Here is a 16564-nt window from a genome sequence, read left to right on the forward strand (position 1 = left end):
GCCTACTTCAGGGCAGCCCGTACGTCCGGTTGCGCGCCGAGCTGGGCCCGGAACACCAGTGACGTGGTCAACGGCCACGCGGCCACCAACGGCACCTCGTCGTCACCGAGCTTGGCCGGCGGCATCAACGTCACCGCCGCCACCGCCGAGCCCTTGATCTGCTCGACCATCAGGTAGGTCGGTCGCGGCTGCGCCTTGAACGGGATCATCGTCGTCCCGCCGTTGATCACGTCGAGCGACCTCGCGGCGAGCAGCTTGCCGGCCACGTCGCGCAGCTCGAACTTCACCGTCGCCGTCTTGCTCGGCGCGGTGATCTGCAACTGGGCGGGCTGCGAATGCGCCGGCAGCACGAGATAGGCCGGTCCGGTCAGTGCCTCGGCCGATCCGAGCACCGCGAAGTCCTCGCCGCTCGCGTCGATCGTGCGGGTCGAGCCGGTCAGCGGCTGGTCCGAGCTGACGGTCACCGCGGACGGGTCGCCGAGCAGGACCGAGTCGAGCCGGATCGACTTCACCGTGCCCGCCGGGATCTGCATCGTCGACAGTTCGGCCGGCTTGAACGGCCCGTTCGGCCCGTTGATGGTCAGCGTCGCCGTCGCCTGCAGGTCGCTCGGATTGGCCAGCGTGATGATCCGGATGCCCTTGCCCGCGGCGAGCCCGGGAATCACCAGCGACGTGGCCGGCGGGGCGGACGGATTGATCCAGTCGACGCCGGCGGGTTTCTTGCCGTCGCTCGCGTTGTCCCGCAGAACCGCCGCGACCCGGCCGCCGGTGGACTCGACGTGCAACGCCAGGTCCCGGACCTTCGGGGCCACCAGACTCAGGTACACCGCGGTGGTCCCACGGGCCGGTACGACGATCCCGCGCGCGTTGGGCAGGTCGAGCGCGCCGTTGGCCGAGTAGACGGTGACGTTGACCTCGGCGTTGACGCTGTCGAGGTTGGTCAGCTCGAGGATGTCGCGCCGGCCGGCGGCGCCACTCGCCCCGACGAACCAGAAGTCCGACCCGGGCAGTTGGCAGGGCACGCTCGCCATGCCACGGTTCACGCCTTCGGTCGACACCGAGGTACTCGTGCCGACGGTGCCGGCCGCGAGCGGGCCGATGCCGCGGATGGACAGCGGTACCGGCTTTGCGGTCTTGGCCGTCGAGGCGATCTTGCCGCGGACCAGGACCGACCCGATCGGGTCCGACGTGGCGGGCAGCGGACCGATCGACAACGGCGTCGCCGCGCCCGGAGCGACCGGAGTGCCCTCAGGCAGCTGTGGCGAGACCGCGTCGATCGCGCTCTGGATCTTGCCGCCGGGGCCCGGGGCCGGGCAGCTCAGCGCAGTACGGTTCACGATCGTGCGGGTCACCCCGCCGGCGCCCTCGGGACGCGTGACCGGCTCCTTGGCGTGCGTCACGACGCCCAGGCCGCCCGCGGCCGCCATCGCGAGCACGCAGGCGCCGACCCTGATCCGGACGTCCGACAACATGCCGCTCACGACACCCTCCTTGCATGTGTCCCGCGCGGTGTCGCGACGGTGCGCCGCGCGGTCGGCATGCACGAGATCAGCGCGATGATCCAGGCGATGATGCCGAGGACCCGCCAGATGTCGCGTACGTCGTCCTGCAGCGGCGTCTTGCCCTCGATCTTCGTCCGGTCGACCAGCCAGGAGGCGTCGCCGTCGGCAGCGCTGGCCCTGGTCAGGCCGGGCAGCGAGTCGAGCGTCGCCATCAGCGTCGGGTCGACGGGTGCGGGCAGATACACATAGTCGACCGCGAGTGCTGCGAGTTGCCGGCCTTCTTCACCGGTACCACCGCCGCCCAGCGCGGACAGGATGTCGGTGATCGGCTTGGTCTGCGCCGGCTTCGGCGCAGCCTCCAGCGACCCCATCCGCGGACCGCCGTCGCGGACCAGCGAGAAGCGCATCGCCGTCGTCGCGTCCTTGCGGACCACCAGGATCGACGCGTTCTCCGGCGGCGCCTGCGACGACATCAGGTACTCCGGCAGGTCCTGCTCAGGTCCACGCCGCAACGGGCCGTCGTCACCCCGCACGAGCCAGAAGCCGGCCGTGACGAGCGTCGCGACCAGCACCAGGCCGAGTACGGCTTGGACGATGACATCGCGCGACTTGCCGACCGAGTCCCACGCGACGGTGATCGCGATGATCCAGCCGGCCGTCATCAGGAACATCAGCGGACCACTGCCACCCCCGAGCCGGCTGGCGATCAACGTGCCCGCCAATCCGGCCAGTGCGGCGAACCAGCCGATCAGCTCGTACCGCTGCCGCGACTCACGCAGCAAGCTCAACAGAGCCACCAGGATCAGCGGTACTGCGAACCACCACGGCACCGGCGCGCCAACCGGCGTACCGGTCAGCAGGTGGGTGAGGCTGTCGCCCGGGCCGATCGCTGCCGTGGGCGGGCCACCAGCTTCCTGGCCGAGCCTCGACGGGTGCATCACCAGCTCGATCGTCCACGGAAGCACGAGCACCAGGCCCAGTACGACGGAGAAAACCAGCTGCCGACCCTGACGACGCCAGCCGAGACCAAGCGGCGCACCGACAGCCAAGGTGATCCCGACCAGCAGACCCAAAGCCGGCGTGAACGCGATCAGCACGGCCAGGCAGATGCCGGCGAACCAGGCCGCACGCCAACTGCCCTGGATGACCACGCGTCGACGCCTGGCCACCGTATGCACCGCGGCACCGAGCAGCGGCAGCGCGATCGCCGCGACAACCGTCCCGATCCGGCCTTGCGTGATCGCACCGTTGGTGAAGACCGCGAACCCGTACGCCGCCGCGCCCCAGGCTCGCGCGACGCGGTCGACCACGAAGGCGCGCAGCAGTCCCCAAGCGGCCAGCGCAGCAAGGGGAATCGCGCCGAGCAGGATGACGTTCGTCGCGCCCGACGGTCCGAACGTCACCGTCGACAACGCCCAGAACTGAGCGAGCCAAGCCGGCGGAGTCACACCGGGCGGTGCCGCCGCGGCCGCGTGCCACAGCGACCCGAGGCTCTCGTGCGGAGGCAGCAACAGGGTGGAACGCAGTACGCCGCTGCCGATCAGACTGCGTGCGGCGACGAACGTACCGAGAGCAAGGAAAACCCACGTCACCAAGAAGGGACGACGGATCAGTTGCCGCCGCCAGCGCGGCTGGTCCTGCGCGACCCGGGCGGTGCTCTTGGCCCGGCGAGCGGTCGTGACGACCTGCTCCTCGGGCTCGTCGGCCCACGCCTCGCGGAGGCGCTCGGTGATGGTGCTGCCGGTCTCCTCGAGGTTGTGCCGCAGTGCGTGCACCGAGCGCGAGAAGAGCGGCTTGATGTCTTCGTAGGGAACCTGGTCGAGCCGGCGGCGATCCTTGCGCGCCTGCGTCCAGCCGCCGGCCAGCAAGGTCCCGAGCAGTGCGGTCCATTCGTCGACCGCGCCGGACGGCGTCTTGCCGATGATGAACCAGACCGAGCGGACGAAGGTCCCGAGCAGGAACCTGAGCACCAGCAGCGGAAGCAGCTTGCCAGGTGCGTTCGCGAGGACGGTGTAGTACGCGTGGGCGCGGTCGAGTTGGTACGCGTGCCGACGGGTGCCGGCCAGCGCCCGCTCGCCGGTCGCCGCGGCCTCGGCGTGGTAGATGACCGCGTCGGGCGCGACGCCGACCTTGAACCCGGCCCGGCTCGCGCGCCAGCCGAAGTCGATGTCGTCGCGGAACATCGGCAGCCGCGGATCGAAGCCACGCAGCGATTCCCACACGTCGCGACGGACCAGCATGCCCGCCGAGCTGACCGCGAGCACGTTGCGCGGCTGGTCGTGCTGGCCCTGGTCGAGCTCGCCGTTCTCGATCCCGGTGTCGCGGCGGCCACCGAGCGAGGTCGTGACACCGACCTCGAGCAGCTCCCGGTCACGCGGCCACATCCTGAGCTTGGGACCCCAGACGGCGGTGTCCGGCGACATCGTCGCCTGCAGCAGCAGCTGCTCCAGCGCCTTCGGGGCCGGTGCACAGTCGTCGTGCAGCAGCCAGAGCCACTCGACCACCGGGATGTGCTGATCGTCGCCGTACGGGCCGACTGCGGACGGTACCGGCGCGAAGCCGACCGTCTCGATGCCGCGGGCGACCGCGGTGCCGAAGCCGGTACGGGCCGACAGGCTCACGACGGGTTCGACGGCGGGCATGGTGGCGAGCAGCTCGGCGGTTTCGTCGGTGGAACCGGTATCGACCGCGATCAGCCGCTCGGGACGGCGGCCCAGCGCCCACAGCGCCTCGGTCAGCCGGGGCAGCCAGGCGGCTCCCTCGTGGCCGACCACGACCGCGGTGACGACGTGCCGGATCGGCGCGCGACCCATCGGATCGTTGGTGAGGTCGGTGGGGAAGTCGACTGAGTCGAAGAACTCCCAGCCGGCCGGAGCTTCTGGTTCCATGCGGAGCAGTGACACCTCAGGGGAAAGTGACGACCTGGTACAGCGAGGCTTCACCTTACGCGACCCCGAGAGTCGCCCCGTACACAGCAGCGGGCCCCGGTGGACAAAGTCCTTCCGGGGCCTCACGCCGATGATCGTATGGACTTGTCAACTCAAGGAATCAGGCCGTTGTCAGACAGCCTTCTTCTTCAGCTTGCGGCGCTCCCGCTCCGACAGCCCGCCCCAGATTCCGAAGCGTTCATCGTTGTGCAGTGCGTACTCGAGGCACTCGCCCCGAACGTCGCACCCGAGGCACACCTTCTTCGCCTCGCGGGTGGAACCACCCTTCTCCGGGAAGAAAGCCTCTGGATCGGTCTGGGCGCACAGCGCCCGTTCCTGCCAGTTCGGCTCCTCCTCGATCGCCTCACCGTCGACAATCGCCAGCAGCGTTTCTGTCACGGTACGACCTCCTCGACCCTGTTCGTTCCCCTGTACATGTGGGTTTGCGGTCCCACATGCCTGACCTCGACCGCTCTGTGTGCTGAAAGCGGTCCCCGATACCGAGTGTCCAACGAACGACACGGTTGAAATTACATTCCTGCAATCCACGAAAGTCAAGCCGTGGTCTGCTATTGGCATCATCCGCAACACGGCTGCAAAAGAACGAGAGGCCTGTCTGCACAGGCCTCTCGGTCTACTTCGTCGCCCTGTCAGGGCGAGTAACTTCCTGGTCAGGAAGGCTGTGACCACCAGCCCTGCTGACCGCCCTGCCCCTGCTGATCCTGCTGCTGCTGTGCTTCCTGGTCCTTCGGAGCATCGGAAACCGGCGTCTCCACGCGGGTTTCGTCTGCCCCTTCGGGAACCGCTGCCTCGGCCGGCTGCTCGGCCGCCGGGGCCGCTTCTGCCTGCCAGGCTTGGCCTTCCTGCGGCCAGGTCTGGTGCTGCTGCTCGGGCTGCGCGGCTTCCTGCGCGGGCCACTCCTGCTGTGCGGGCTGGCCGTACTGCTCTTGACCCGGAGTGCCCCACTGCTGACCGGAGTCGGCGCCGCCCCACTGCTGCTGCTCCTGCGGCCACTGCTGGCCCTGCTCCTGGCCGCCCCACTGCTGCTGGCCTTCAGGGCTCCACTGCTGCGTCGGCTCGGCTGCGTGGCCCTCAGCGGACCATGCCTGCTCTACCGGCTGTGCGGCCGGGCTCTCGGCGTGCGGCTGGGCCTCTGCGTCGCTGACGGGCCAGGTCTGCTGCTGCTCGCCCTGGTTCCAGCTCTGCTCCTGCGGCCACTGCTGCTCGCCGCCCTGTGCTGCGGCGTAGCCACCAGCTGCACCTGCAGCGGCACCGGCCGCGCCGGCGCCGTACGCGCCGTACTGCTCGTTCTGACCGTACTGGCCCTGCGGAGCACCGTACTGCCCGTACTGGCCCTGCTGGGTGCCGTACTGGCCGCCCTGCTGGGGGTACTGGCCCGGAGCGCCGTACTGACCCTGCTGGCCGGCGAACTGGCCCTGCGAGGCCGCCTTGGGAACGCGGACCGGAGCCGGCAGGCTCTGGAACGTCTTCAGGATGTAGAGACCGACGACGCCGTACAGCGCGAGGCCGCCGAGAGCGAAGATGAAGCTGGAGATCTTCAGGCCGGCCGTGCTGGTCTCGCCGAAGCTGGCGAAGGCCACGATCAGTCCGATCAGGACGAGCAGGCCCGTGATGGAGAGCGCCGCCAGCGTGACGGTGCGGGCGTTCGGGGTCCGCTCACCCGCTTCGTTCACCAGCCAGACCGACGCCGCTAGCGCGACCAGCAGCACGAGTGGCTGGAGGGTGGGCGGGGTGACCTGGCCCTGCACGACAGCAGCGGCGTTGGTGAAGCCCGCGCTGCCGACGAACAGCCGGATCAGCAAGGCCAGCGCCACGAGGCCGGCGAAGGCGAGCAAGATGTACGCGACCGGCTCTCTGAGCTTCTTGGTTGCGTCGGTGACCACGAGGGCTCCTCGGGATGTTGGGGGCCGTTCAACTGACGTTGACACACATCGGACCCTCGGCAGCATAGTCGTGCGGTGGTCGACTGCTTTGACGACTCGTGGAAACTGTTCCCATGCGATTGACAGTGCTTGCTGGTGGCATCGGCGGTTCCACCTTCCTGCGCGGCCTGCTGAAGGCCCGCCCGGACGCCGAGATCACCGTGGTGGGGAACACCGCGGACGACATCACCCTGTTCGGGCTGCGGGTCTGCCCCGACCTCGACACGGTGATGTACACCCTGGGCAACGGCATCTCCAAGGAGCGTGGCTGGGGCCGGGAGGACGAGACCTGGGTGATCAAGGAGGAGCTCGCGGCGTACGGCGTGGAGCCCACCTGGTTCGGTCTGGGCGACCGCGACGTGGCCACTCACCTGGTCCGGACCCAGATGCTCGACGCCGGCTACGGGCTGGCCGCGGTGACCGAGGCGCTCTGCAGCCGGTGGAAGCTGCCGGTCCGGCTGCTGCCGATGAGCGACGACCGGGTCGAGACGCATGTGGTGGTCGACGACCCGGACAACCCCGGTACCAAGAAGGCGATCCACTTCCAGGAGTACTGGGTCCGGCTGCACGCCGAGGTGACCGCGCACCAGATCGTGGCGGTCGGCTCGGAGAAGGCCAAGCCGGCGCCGGGTGTGCTGGACGCGATCGCCGAGTGCGACGCGCTGCTGCTGCCGCCGTCCAACCCGGTCGTCTCGATCGGCACCATCCTGGGCGTCCCCGGCATCCGTGACGCGGTCCGCGAGACTTCCGCGCCGGTGATCGGGATCTCCCCCATCATCGGCACCAGCCCGGTCCGCGGGATGGCCGACAAGGTGCTGGCTGCGATCGGCGTGGAGTCGACGGCGGGTGCCGTCGCCCGGCATTACGGGTCGCGGGCGGCGGACGGCGTACTGGACGGTTGGCTGATCGACACGTCGGATGCGGCTCAGCTGGAGTCGATCGCGACGGCCGGCATCCACGCCCAGGCGGTACCGCTGTGGATGACCGACGAGGACACGACGGCCGCGCTGGCCTCCGCTGCGCTGACGCTGGCCGAGGCGGTCCGCCGGTGAGGAAGCACCTCGAGGTCTTCCCGGTGGTCGGCCTGCCCGAGGTCGCGGCCGGGGATGACTTGGCCGGGCTGATCGGGTCGGCGGTTGACCTGCATGACGGCGATGTGGTCTCGGTGACCTCGAAGATCGTCAGCAAGGCGGAGGGGCGGCTGACCACCGGCACCCGGGACGAGGCGATCGATGCCGAGCTCGTGCGGGTGGTGGCGTCGCGTGGCGACACCCGGATCGTCCAGACGCGGCATGGGCTGGTGATGGCGGCTGCTGGGACGGATACGTCCAACACGGCGCCCGGCACCGTGCTGCTGCTGCCGGTTGACCCGGACCTGTCCGCCCGGCTGCTGCGGGAGTCCCTGAAGGACCGGTACGACGTGAACGTGGGTGTGGTCGTCACTGACACGCTCGGGCGGCCGTGGCGCAACGGGCAGGTCGACCTGGCGATCGGCGCGGCCGGAGTACAGGTGATCGAGGATCTGCGCGGTACTACGGACAGCCACGGCAACGTGCTGGCCGTCACCGAGCCTGCGCTGGCTGATGAGATCGCTGCGGCCAGCGAGTTGGTGAAGGGCAAGGCGGACGGCGTACCGGTCGCAGTGCTGCGTGGGCTGGCTGATGTGGTGCTGCCGGCCGGTGAGCACGGTAATGGGGCTCGGGCGCTGGTGCGGGATGCAGAGATGGACCTGTTCAGCCTGGGGACCCGGGAGGCGGCGCTGGCCGCAGTACTGGATCGAAAGGCTGTCAGCGGTCCTCGGGAGGCTTCTGCCGAGCTCTGGGCGGCCGTGCCGCTGGACGGCGTACAGGTGGAGCTTGACGGCGATGCTGTGAAGGTCACTGGGGCTGACGGCGTCGCCGTCGGGATGGCCGCTGAGCGGCTGGCCTTGGTGCTGCACGCGGAGGGTTACGGGGTCTCGGTTGCGACCGGGCCAGGGAGTGAGGCGACGGTCACGTTCGGCTCACGGTCTCGGTAGCTTTCTAGGCAACTTCTCAGGCACCTTGCGTACACTGCATCCGCACGGCGGCTCCGAGACCGCCCCTGATCCGGGAAGACCATCACTGTGGGTAAGTCTCAGAAGCAGTCACGCCGCGAGCTCGTCGAAAAGATGCAGCGCGATCAGGCCCGCGGCGACAAAGTCCGCACCCGGCTCATCATCGCCGGCTGCATGGTCGTCGGTCTCGCGATCATCGCCTACCCGGCGGTCAAACTGATCCAGGACTCCAGGACCAAGAACCAGGCGATCACCGAGCTCGGTGTCGCCGCCTCGGCCGCGTCCTGCGACACACCGACCGAGGACAAGGCCTCCGGCACCCAGGACCACAAGCCGGACGGCACCGTGATCCCGTACCCGGTCTCGCCGCCCTCCTCCGGCCCGCACTACGCCGTCTGGGCCCCGCTGTCGAAGAAGTTCTACGCCGACAGCGACCGCCCGCCGGTCCCGAACCTGGTCCACAACCTGGAACACGGATACACGATCCTCTGGTACAACGAGGAGACGATGAAGAAGAAGGACCAGGTCGACCTGATCGAGAAGATCTCCAAGGCCAAGCTGCCCGAGAGCTCCAACGGCAAGTTCATCGCCGCCCCCTTCAAGGCCTCCGACGGCGCCGCCTGGCCGGCCGGCAAGAACATCGCCTTCTCGCACTGGTCCGGCATGGGCCAAGACGGCAAAACCGCCTTCGGCCACCGCCAGTTCTGCAGCACAGTCTCCGGCGAAGCCCTGAAAAACTTCATGGACAAGTACCCATCCACGGACGCCCAGGAGCCGAACGGCGGCTGAGTTCCCCAACACGTCGAGAAGCCCCGGACCTGAGGTCCGGGGCTTCTTGCTGTGCCGGGTTCAGACGTAGCGGTCGGCGTGGTCGGACTGGACGATCGCGACCAGATCCTTGATCCGTTCGCCGTCGGCCAGCGGGCAGACCAGGGTGACGTCCCTGGTGTGCACGATGATGTGCCCGCTCAGCCCGACCGCCGCGATCAGGTGGTCCGGGTCGTCGGTGACGATCACGTTGTCGTGCGAGTCGAGCAGGCAGCTGAGCGCCGACGGCTCGTGCCGGTTGCCATCGGCATCGACCTCGTACGTACCGGCGAGCGCGGCCCAGGAGCCGACATCGAGCCAGTGCACCGGCATCGGGAGGACGACGACGTCCGCGTCGACCTTGCCCTGTGAAGCAGGCTCGAGCATGGCGTAGTCGATGCTGATCTTGCGCAGCGTCGGGTAGATCTCGGCCAGCGTCGCGTCGCGCTCCGGGGTGTCCCAGACGGAGGCGACCTGGCGGAGCTGCGCGGCCGACTCCGGCAGCAGCTTGTCGAGCAGGTCCAGCACCGTCTCGGCGCGCCAGACGAACATTCCGGAGTTCCACCAGAACCGGCCGGTGGCCAGGTACTCCTCGGCCGTCGCGCGGTCCGGCTTCTCCCGGAACCGGTCCACCGCGTACGCCGGTGTGCCCTCGATCGCGTCCCCGCGCTCCACGTAGCCGAGTCCCGTGTGGGGATGGGTCGGCTCGATCCCGAACGTCACCAGCGATCGGGGCCGCTGTTCCACCACCTCGAACCCGGCCTCGATCGCGGCGCGGAACTCGTCCTCGGGCGTGATCAGGTGGTCCGATCCGACGATCGCCAAGACGGCGTCCGGGTCGTTGCGGGCGACCACGGCCGACGCCAGGCCGACCGCGTTGGCCGTGTCCCGGCCGACCGGCTCGCCGATGATGTTGTGTTCACCGAGCTCCGGCAGCTCCTCGCGGACCAGGTCGGTGTGCGCTGCCACCGTGCAGACATAGATGTTGGCCGGATCGACCAGACCCGTCAGCCGGTTGTAGGCCACTCGTAGCAGGGAGTTGCCTGCTGCCAGGGGCAGCACCTGCTTGGGTTTGTCCGCCCGGGACAGCGGCCACAGCCTCGTCCCCGAGCCGCCGGCCAGGATCACCACGTTTCGCATGGGGAGGGAGCCTACCGGGCTGGGACTACTCCACCGGCTCCGTGGCGGGCTCTACTTCGCAGGCCGGGTTCTCGGGGCGCGCGTCAGGGGCTAGGGGCAGGCGTAGGTGGGCCATGTCCGGGGGTGCTGGGCTGCTGGGGCGGAAGAAGGGGTCTGGGTCGCCGTCTATGCCGGTGGCGGGGGCGTCGGTGAGGCGGAAGCGGTCGCGGAGGCGGCCGTAGAAGTCGGTGGGGCGGAGGCGGACCAGGCGTAGGCGGCGGACTGAGCCGTAGACGCCTATCCAGTCGCCTGGGTCCAGTACGCCGCGTAGTTGGCCGTCGATGCTTACTGCGGCCTGGCCGGAGTGTGGGAGGACTCGGAGGCCCACTGGTTCGTCGGGGGCGGCTACGACCGTGCGGTTGAAGGTCATGTGCGGGGCGACGGGGGTGAAGACGACTGCTTCCATGTTCGGCGACAGGATCGGGCCGCCGGCGGCGAAGCTGTACGCCGTGCTGCCGGTCGGGGTGGCCACGATGAGGGCGTCTGCGGAGTACGACGCGAGCAGGCGGCCGGACAGGTAGACGCCGACGCTCACTTGGTGGTCGCGGGAGAGCTTCTCGACTACTACGTCGTTCAGCGCCGTCACGTCGAGTGCCACGCCCCACCCGTCGGCTCCCGGGCTCTCCTCGCGTACGGCGGGAGGGGGTAGCGACGGGCCGTGCCCGTACCGCAGTAGGGCCTCCATGCCGCTCGGGATCTCCAGGGGCCGGGATGCGCGCATGGTGAGCGTCATGCGCTCCTCGATGGTCGCCTGGTCGTGGTGGACCGCCTCTAGCGCCTCCTCGACGTCACTGCAGGCCACCTCCGTGAGGAAGCCGACTTTGCCGAGGTCTACGCCCAGTACGGCGGCACCGTTCTTGGCGGCGATCCGGGCGCCGCGCAGGAACGTACCGTCGCCGCCCAGGGTGACGACCAGGTCGGGGTTGCCTGCGTGCTGCATCTCCGCCATCCCGCCGCGACGGTGCTCGTGGTCCTTCCAGACGTCGATGTCGGTGCAGCCGATGTCGTTCTTCTTGCACCACTCACGGACCACCCCGGCGGCCTGGACGGCGAGCGGGCGTGCTTGGTGGACGACAAGGCCGAGACGGCTGACGGGCACTGTGCGACTCCTCCGGTACGACGACTGCCTGGCGCCTGTACGACGCTGTCGACCACCGTATGTCGTGCGGACCGGATCACCACCGTCAGCCGACATTTCCCTGACATTCGGCAGGCACCGTGGCCGGTATGACCACCAAACTCCTCAAGTGGGCCCCGCTGGTCCTGCTCGCCGTCGTGGCGACCGGCTGCTCGTCCTCGAAGGCGGACAGCCAGGCGCAGATCCATGACGCCGCCAAGGCCCCGGAGATCGCCACCCTGACCACCCCGCCGGCCGGCAAAACGGCCGGCAAGACGACTGGCAAGGCGACGCCGAAGGACCCGGATGCCGGCCGGCCGCGGGAGCGGATCGACATGACCGATGCCGACCGCAAACGGTTGTACGCGCCGTACCTGTCCTGCCTGAAGGACAACGGCATCGACACCTCCAAGCGCGGCCAGGAGCCGGGCGTACTCGGCAGTGGCCCGACCACCGACCCGAAGAAGGCCAAGAACGCGGGCAAGGTCTGCGAGCCGAAGCTGCCGCTGCCAGCCTGGGAGATCGACGCGAACAATCCTGACGCGCTCGATTTCGGCCGCAAGGTCGTGCAGTGCCTCAGGGACAAGGGCGTCAAGTACGTCGAACTGTCCACCGACACCTCGTCGGGCATCGTCGGGCCGGCGCTCGGCGGACCGCAGAACGACATGCAGTCGATCACCAAGGGCATGGATCTGATGCCGGAGTGCCAGCGCGAGGTGGCCGGCAAGTGAGCAAGCGTTCTCGCCGGGTGATCGCGTTGGTCATCGGTGCTGTTGTTGTGACCGGGGCGGGAGTGGTGGGGTTCCGGATCGTCGACAGGCCGGAGAAGGCGGTGGCGTCGGACGGGCCTGATCCCGCGCAGACGGTGGAGATCGTGCGTACCGATCTGTCGCAGGCGAAGGATCTGGGTGGGCAGCTCGGGTACGGCGTCAGCCATACGGTCAAAAGCCATGCGGAGGGGACGATCACCTGGCTGCCGAAGCCGGGCGCGACGTTGGAGCAGGGCGACGTGCTGTTCCGGGTCGACAACAAGCCGGCGCTGCTGTTCTACGGCGGTACGCCGCTGTTCCGAACGATCGGCAAGACGACTCCGCCGGCCGGCGCGCCTAGCAGCCCACCCTCGGCCCCGCCCGACTCGCCGTCGACGCCGCCCACCGCGCCCCCGGCCAAGGGTGCGGACAAGCCGATCGAGGGGCCGGATGTGCGGGTGGTGAAGGAGAACCTGACCGCGCTCGGGTTCTTGCCTCAGACAACGACCGACAAGTTGACCTCAGCAACCACCAACGCGATCAAGAAGTGGCAGAAGTCGCTCGAGCTGGACGAGACGGGGGTGATCGATCCGGCCAGTGTTGCCGTCCTCCCCGGCGCCGTCCGCGTCGACTCGATCAAGGCGGCGCTCGGTGATCCTGCGACGGCGGAGATTCTCGGCGTGACCGCAACCGACAAGGTGGTCACGCTGCCGGTCGACGCCGATTCCACGCAGGGCATCAGCGTCGGCGCGAAGGTGAAGCTCGCGCTGCCGAACGGTAAGGCGACGATCGGCACGATTCGCAGCGTCGGCACTGACGCGACACCGCCGCCCAGCGACGGCAATCCGGCCGACGGTGGCAAGAAGGCGCAGGTGACGGCGCTGATCACGCTCGACCACCAGGCCGCGAGCGCCGGGGTCGATTCGGGTCCGGTGACGGTCACGGTGCCGGGGGCGTCGCGGAAGGGCGTGCTCGTAGTACCGGTTGCCGCGTTGCTTGCGTTGCGGGAGGGCGGTTACGCAGTACAGGTTGTCACCGGTACTACGACCGCGCTGATCGGTGTGAAGACAGGGATGTTTGCCGATGGCAACGTCGAGATCACCGGCGCTGGACTGCGGGCCGGCCAGAAGGTGGTGACCACCTCATGACTGCGGTCGTCGAACTGACCCATGCGGTCAAGGAGTACCCGGGTGGCGTCCGCGCGCTCGACGACGTCTCGCTGCGGATCGAACCAGGTGAGCTGGTCGCGATCGTCGGACCGTCCGGCTCCGGCAAATCCACCCTGCTCAACCTGATGGGCACGCTCGACCGCCCGACGGCCGGTACGGTCGCGATCTCCGGCCACGACGTCGCCGGCCTCTCCGACCGCGAACTCTCCGCCCTCCGCGGCCGCTCGATCGGCTTCGTCTTCCAGCAGTTCCACCTCTCCGACGGCCACACCGCCACCGAGAACGTCGCCACCGGCCTCCTGTACGCCGGTACGCCCCGCCGCACCCGCAAGCCCCTGGCCCTCGAAGCCCTCGCCAAAGTCGGCCTCTCCCACCGAGCCGACCACCACCCCCACCAACTCTCCGGCGGCGAACGCCAACGCGTAGCCATCGCCCGAGCCCTGGTCAACTCCCCCGCCATAGTCCTGGCCGACGAACCCACCGGAGCCCTCGACACCACCAACGGCCACGCAGTCCTGGACCTCCTCCACCAACTCCACTCCACCGGCACCACCATCGCCGTCATCACCCACGACCAAGAAATAGCCGCCCACCTCCCCCGCCAACTAGCAATGCGCGACGGCCACCTAGTAGGAGACAAATGACCCACCCCAAGCCACCCGGCTCCGCCGACCGGGGAAGAACGGCGAGGACCCGGTCGAGCCACTACCCCGCCCACCCCAGGCGAAAGCAGGAGCAGTACCCCACCCCGGCCCCAGCCAGCCACCCGGCAACGACGGCGCCGGGTCGAGCCGGGCAGGGATGGAAGGGGATGGAGCAAGTCATCCCGGCTCCGGGCATGCCGCCGCCGGCGGCGGGCTGCGTCGGACGGTGACGAAGGAGGAGAGCGAAGCGCCGAGCCACCCACCCGACGCGAGAGCAGGAGCAGTGCCCGACACCGGCACAAGCGCCAGCGCCAGCGCCAGCGCCAGCGCCAGCGAACTATCCGCCGAGGACGTCGCCCGGCTGCGTCGGGCGGAGACGAGCGGCGTGGCGGCAAGCCAGCCGAGCGGCAGCGGCGCCCGCCCAGCACATCGCACTGGCGGTGGCTGGCTCCGCCGGCGCTTGGGTCGCTCACGTTCCGGTGGGGGCGGCTTGACCCAGCCTGTGCGGCTGGCTCCTAGCGATCTGCTCTTGCTTGGGCTGACCCGGGTGCGGACGCGGCCGATGCGGGCCGCGCTTTCGGCACTGGGGATTTCTATTGGGATTGCGACGATGGTCGTGGTGACGGGGATTCCGGCGTCCAGTCAGCGGGCTGTGGTGGAGGAGTTGTCGACGTTGGGGCCGGATTTGTTGCGGGCCGCGGCTGTGCCGGACTCGAGTGAGCCGGGTCAGGCGGCGGGGTTGCCGGTTGAGGCGGTGGGGATGGCCGAGCGGATCGGGCCGGTGCGGGAGGTCAGTGGGGTGGCCAATGTGCATGCGAGCGTGCGGCGGTCGGACAAGATCGACGGGACCACCAACAGCAGCGGGATCACCGTGCTCGCCGGGACGCCGAACCTGCTCGACCTGTTGGGGGCGAAGGTTTACCGAGGCAAGTTTTTGTCTCAGGCAACCGACCAGTTCCCGACCGTCGTGCTCGGCGCCAAAGCCGCCACCTGGCTCGGCATCACCGACCTGCCTGCCGGTCAACCGGCACCCCGGATCTTGCTCAACGACACCTGGTTCAGCGTCATCGGCATCCTCTCGACCACCCCCCTCGCCGCAGACGTCGAGCAGTCCGTCCTGATCGGCTGGGACGCGGCCAAGACGACCCTCGGCTTCGACGGCCGACCATCCGTCGTCTACGTTCGCTCCACCGACACAGCAGTCGAGGACGTCCGCGCCGTACTCGGCCGCACCCTCAGCCCCGAGCAACCCGGCATGGTCCAGGTCAGCCGCCCCTCCGAAGCGCTCGCCGCCAAACGCATCACCCAGAACGCGTTCTCCACCCTGTTCCTCGGCCTGGCCGGCGTCGCCCTGCTGGTCGGCGGCATCGGCGTCGCCAACACGATGGTCATCTCGGTCCTCGAACGCCGCCGCGAGATCGGCCTCCGCCGCGCCCTCGGCGCCAACCGCCGCCAGATCCGCGGCCAGTTCCTCACCGAGTCGATCGTCCTCTGCACGATCGGCGGCCTGATGGGCGCCATCCTCGGCGTCCTCGGCGTGATCGGGTACGCCGATGCGCAAGGCTGGCCCATCGTCATCCCACCGGCCGCCGTGCTGGCCGGCCTGGCCGCGTCCATCACCGTCGGCGTCCTAGCCGGCGTCTACCCAGCAATCCGGGCATCGTTGCTCACTCCAACAGAAGCCCTGGCCTCAGATTGAGTACCAAATGTCAGGAACTTGTCCCGGCCGGCCAGACATCACCTGGAGCGACGACCACCCGACCTATAGTCGAAGCCATGTGTGCCCAGGTCGTGCTTGCCGAGGACGACGAGAAGCAGGCCGAGCTCGTCCGGCGCTACCTCGAACGCGAGAACCACGAGGTCACCGTCGTCCACGACGGCCGCTCCGCGCTCGAGGAGGTCCGCCGCCGGCGGCCCGATCTGCTCGTACTGGACGTGATGCTCCCCGGCGTCGACGGCCTCGATGTCTGCCGGATCCTGCGCCGCGAGTCCGACATCCCCGTCCTGATGCTCACCGCCCGTACCGAGGAGGACGACATGCTGCTCGGCCTCGACCTCGGCGCCGACGACTACATGACCAAACCCTTCAGCCCGCGCGAACTGGCCGCCCGGGTACGCACCCTGCTGAGACGAAGCAACGGCAGACCATCACCAGCCACCGAGCCGGACACCATGCTCCGGGTAGGTGGCGTCGCCGTCGACCCCGAACGCCACGAACTGTTTGCCGACGGCACCAAAGTCACCTGTACGCCCGGCGAGTTCCGCCTGATCGCCACGATGGCCGCCCGTCCGCACCGGGTCTTCACCAGAGCCCAGCTCCTCGAGCGACTGCATGGCATCGACCAATACATCACCACCCGCACGATCGACACGCACGTGCTCAACCTGCGCAAGAAGATCGAGCCCGACCCCCGCAAGCCGATCCGCCTGCTGACCGTCTACGGCGTCGGCTACAAGCTGACCGACGGATGAGACCGCTGATCAGCACCCGG

Annotated in this window: 15 protein-coding genes; 8 read left to right on the forward strand and 7 right to left on the reverse strand. The window is 69.1% G+C overall.

What is annotated here, in order from left to right; genetic code table 11:
• Positions 1-2 precede the first annotated feature (2 nt).
• From ACIA12_RS17950 to ACIA12_RS17965, 4 genes are all read right to left on the reverse strand, one after another.
• The gene (locus tag ACIA12_RS17950) at positions 3-1472 is read right to left on the reverse strand and encodes a DUF5719 family protein (protein WP_396368300.1); all 1470 of its coding nucleotides are present in this window, start codon (positions 1470-1472) and stop codon (positions 3-5) included.
• Positions 1473-1477: 5 nt separating this feature from the next.
• Positions 1478-4390, reverse strand: a complete 2913-nt coding sequence (locus tag ACIA12_RS17955; RefSeq protein WP_396368102.1) for a glycosyltransferase — start codon at positions 4388-4390, stop codon at positions 1478-1480.
• Between the two features lie 171 nt (positions 4391-4561).
• On the reverse strand, positions 4562-4813 hold the full coding sequence (locus ACIA12_RS17960; RefSeq protein ID WP_203589828.1) for a WhiB family transcriptional regulator: 252 nt from the start codon (positions 4811-4813) through the stop codon (positions 4562-4564).
• Positions 4814-5100: 287 nt separating this feature from the next.
• Positions 5101-6333 (reverse strand): hypothetical protein, encoded by a 1233-nt coding sequence (locus tag ACIA12_RS17965; protein ID WP_396368103.1) that lies wholly within the window; start codon positions 6331-6333, stop codon positions 5101-5103.
• A gap of 113 nt (positions 6334-6446) precedes the next feature.
• Between ACIA12_RS17965 and cofD the strand changes: the two genes are divergently transcribed.
• The 3 genes from cofD (at position 6447) to ACIA12_RS17980 (ending at position 9196) form a co-directional block, all read left to right on the forward strand.
• Positions 6447-7424, forward strand: a complete 978-nt coding sequence (gene cofD, locus ACIA12_RS17970) for a 2-phospho-L-lactate transferase (RefSeq protein WP_396368104.1) — start codon at positions 6447-6449, stop codon at positions 7422-7424.
• Positions 7421-8389 carry a coenzyme F420-0:L-glutamate ligase gene (locus ACIA12_RS17975; RefSeq protein ID WP_396368105.1) on the forward strand — a complete coding sequence of 323 codons (969 nt, stop codon included), beginning with the start codon at positions 7421-7423 and terminating at the stop codon, positions 8387-8389. The genes cofD and ACIA12_RS17975 overlap by 4 nt, the downstream gene beginning before the upstream one ends.
• Before the next feature lie 132 nt (positions 8390-8521).
• Complete coding sequence (locus tag ACIA12_RS17980) at positions 8522-9196, forward strand: DUF3105 domain-containing protein (protein WP_396368106.1); 675 nt, start codon at positions 8522-8524, stop codon at positions 9194-9196.
• A 60-nt stretch (positions 9197-9256) separates the two neighbouring features.
• Here the strand turns inward: ACIA12_RS17980 and ACIA12_RS17985 are convergent, their stop codons facing one another.
• Both ACIA12_RS17985 and ACIA12_RS17990 read right to left on the reverse strand, forming a co-directional pair.
• On the reverse strand, positions 9257-10354 hold the full coding sequence (locus tag ACIA12_RS17985) for a mannose-1-phosphate guanylyltransferase (protein ID WP_396368107.1): 1098 nt from the start codon (positions 10352-10354) through the stop codon (positions 9257-9259).
• Between the two features lie 25 nt (positions 10355-10379).
• Complete coding sequence (locus tag ACIA12_RS17990) at positions 10380-11492, reverse strand: NAD(+)/NADH kinase (RefSeq protein ID WP_396368108.1); 1113 nt, start codon at positions 11490-11492, stop codon at positions 10380-10382.
• A 128-nt stretch (positions 11493-11620) separates the two neighbouring features.
• Here ACIA12_RS17990 and ACIA12_RS17995 point away from each other — a divergent pair, with 128 nt between their 5' ends.
• The 3 genes from ACIA12_RS17995 to ACIA12_RS18005 are packed head-to-tail and all read left to right on the forward strand — an operon-like array spanning position 11621 to position 14072.
• Positions 11621-12241: a hypothetical protein gene (locus ACIA12_RS17995; protein ID WP_396368109.1), complete on the forward strand. Its 621-nt coding sequence runs from the start codon at positions 11621-11623 to the stop codon at positions 12239-12241.
• Positions 12238-13407, forward strand: coding sequence for a peptidoglycan-binding protein (locus ACIA12_RS18000; RefSeq protein ID WP_396368110.1), 1170 nt, complete (start codon positions 12238-12240; stop codon positions 13405-13407). Before ACIA12_RS17995 ends, ACIA12_RS18000 begins: the two co-directional genes overlap by 4 nt.
• Positions 13404-14072: an ABC transporter ATP-binding protein gene (locus tag ACIA12_RS18005; RefSeq protein WP_396368111.1), complete on the forward strand. Its 669-nt coding sequence runs from the start codon at positions 13404-13406 to the stop codon at positions 14070-14072. Before ACIA12_RS18000 ends, ACIA12_RS18005 begins: the two co-directional genes overlap by 4 nt.
• Before the next feature lie 177 nt (positions 14073-14249).
• On the opposite strand, the gene ACIA12_RS18010 is transcribed toward ACIA12_RS18005, so the two are convergent.
• Positions 14250-14507: a hypothetical protein gene (locus ACIA12_RS18010; RefSeq protein WP_396368112.1), complete on the reverse strand. Its 258-nt coding sequence runs from the start codon at positions 14505-14507 to the stop codon at positions 14250-14252.
• A gap of 67 nt (positions 14508-14574) precedes the next feature.
• Here ACIA12_RS18010 and ACIA12_RS18015 point away from each other — a divergent pair, with 67 nt between their 5' ends.
• Positions 14575-15771: an ABC transporter permease gene (locus tag ACIA12_RS18015; protein WP_396368301.1), complete on the forward strand. Its 1197-nt coding sequence runs from the start codon at positions 14575-14577 to the stop codon at positions 15769-15771.
• A gap of 77 nt (positions 15772-15848) precedes the next feature.
• The gene (locus tag ACIA12_RS18020) at positions 15849-16544 is read left to right on the forward strand and encodes a response regulator transcription factor (RefSeq protein WP_396368114.1); all 696 of its coding nucleotides are present in this window, start codon (positions 15849-15851) and stop codon (positions 16542-16544) included.
• Positions 16545-16564: the final 20 nt, after the last annotated feature.

The sequence above is a fragment of the Kribbella sp. NPDC051620 genome, assembly GCF_044453825.1.
In the GTDB taxonomy this organism is placed as follows: Bacteria; Actinomycetota; Actinomycetes; order Propionibacteriales; family Kribbellaceae; genus Kribbella.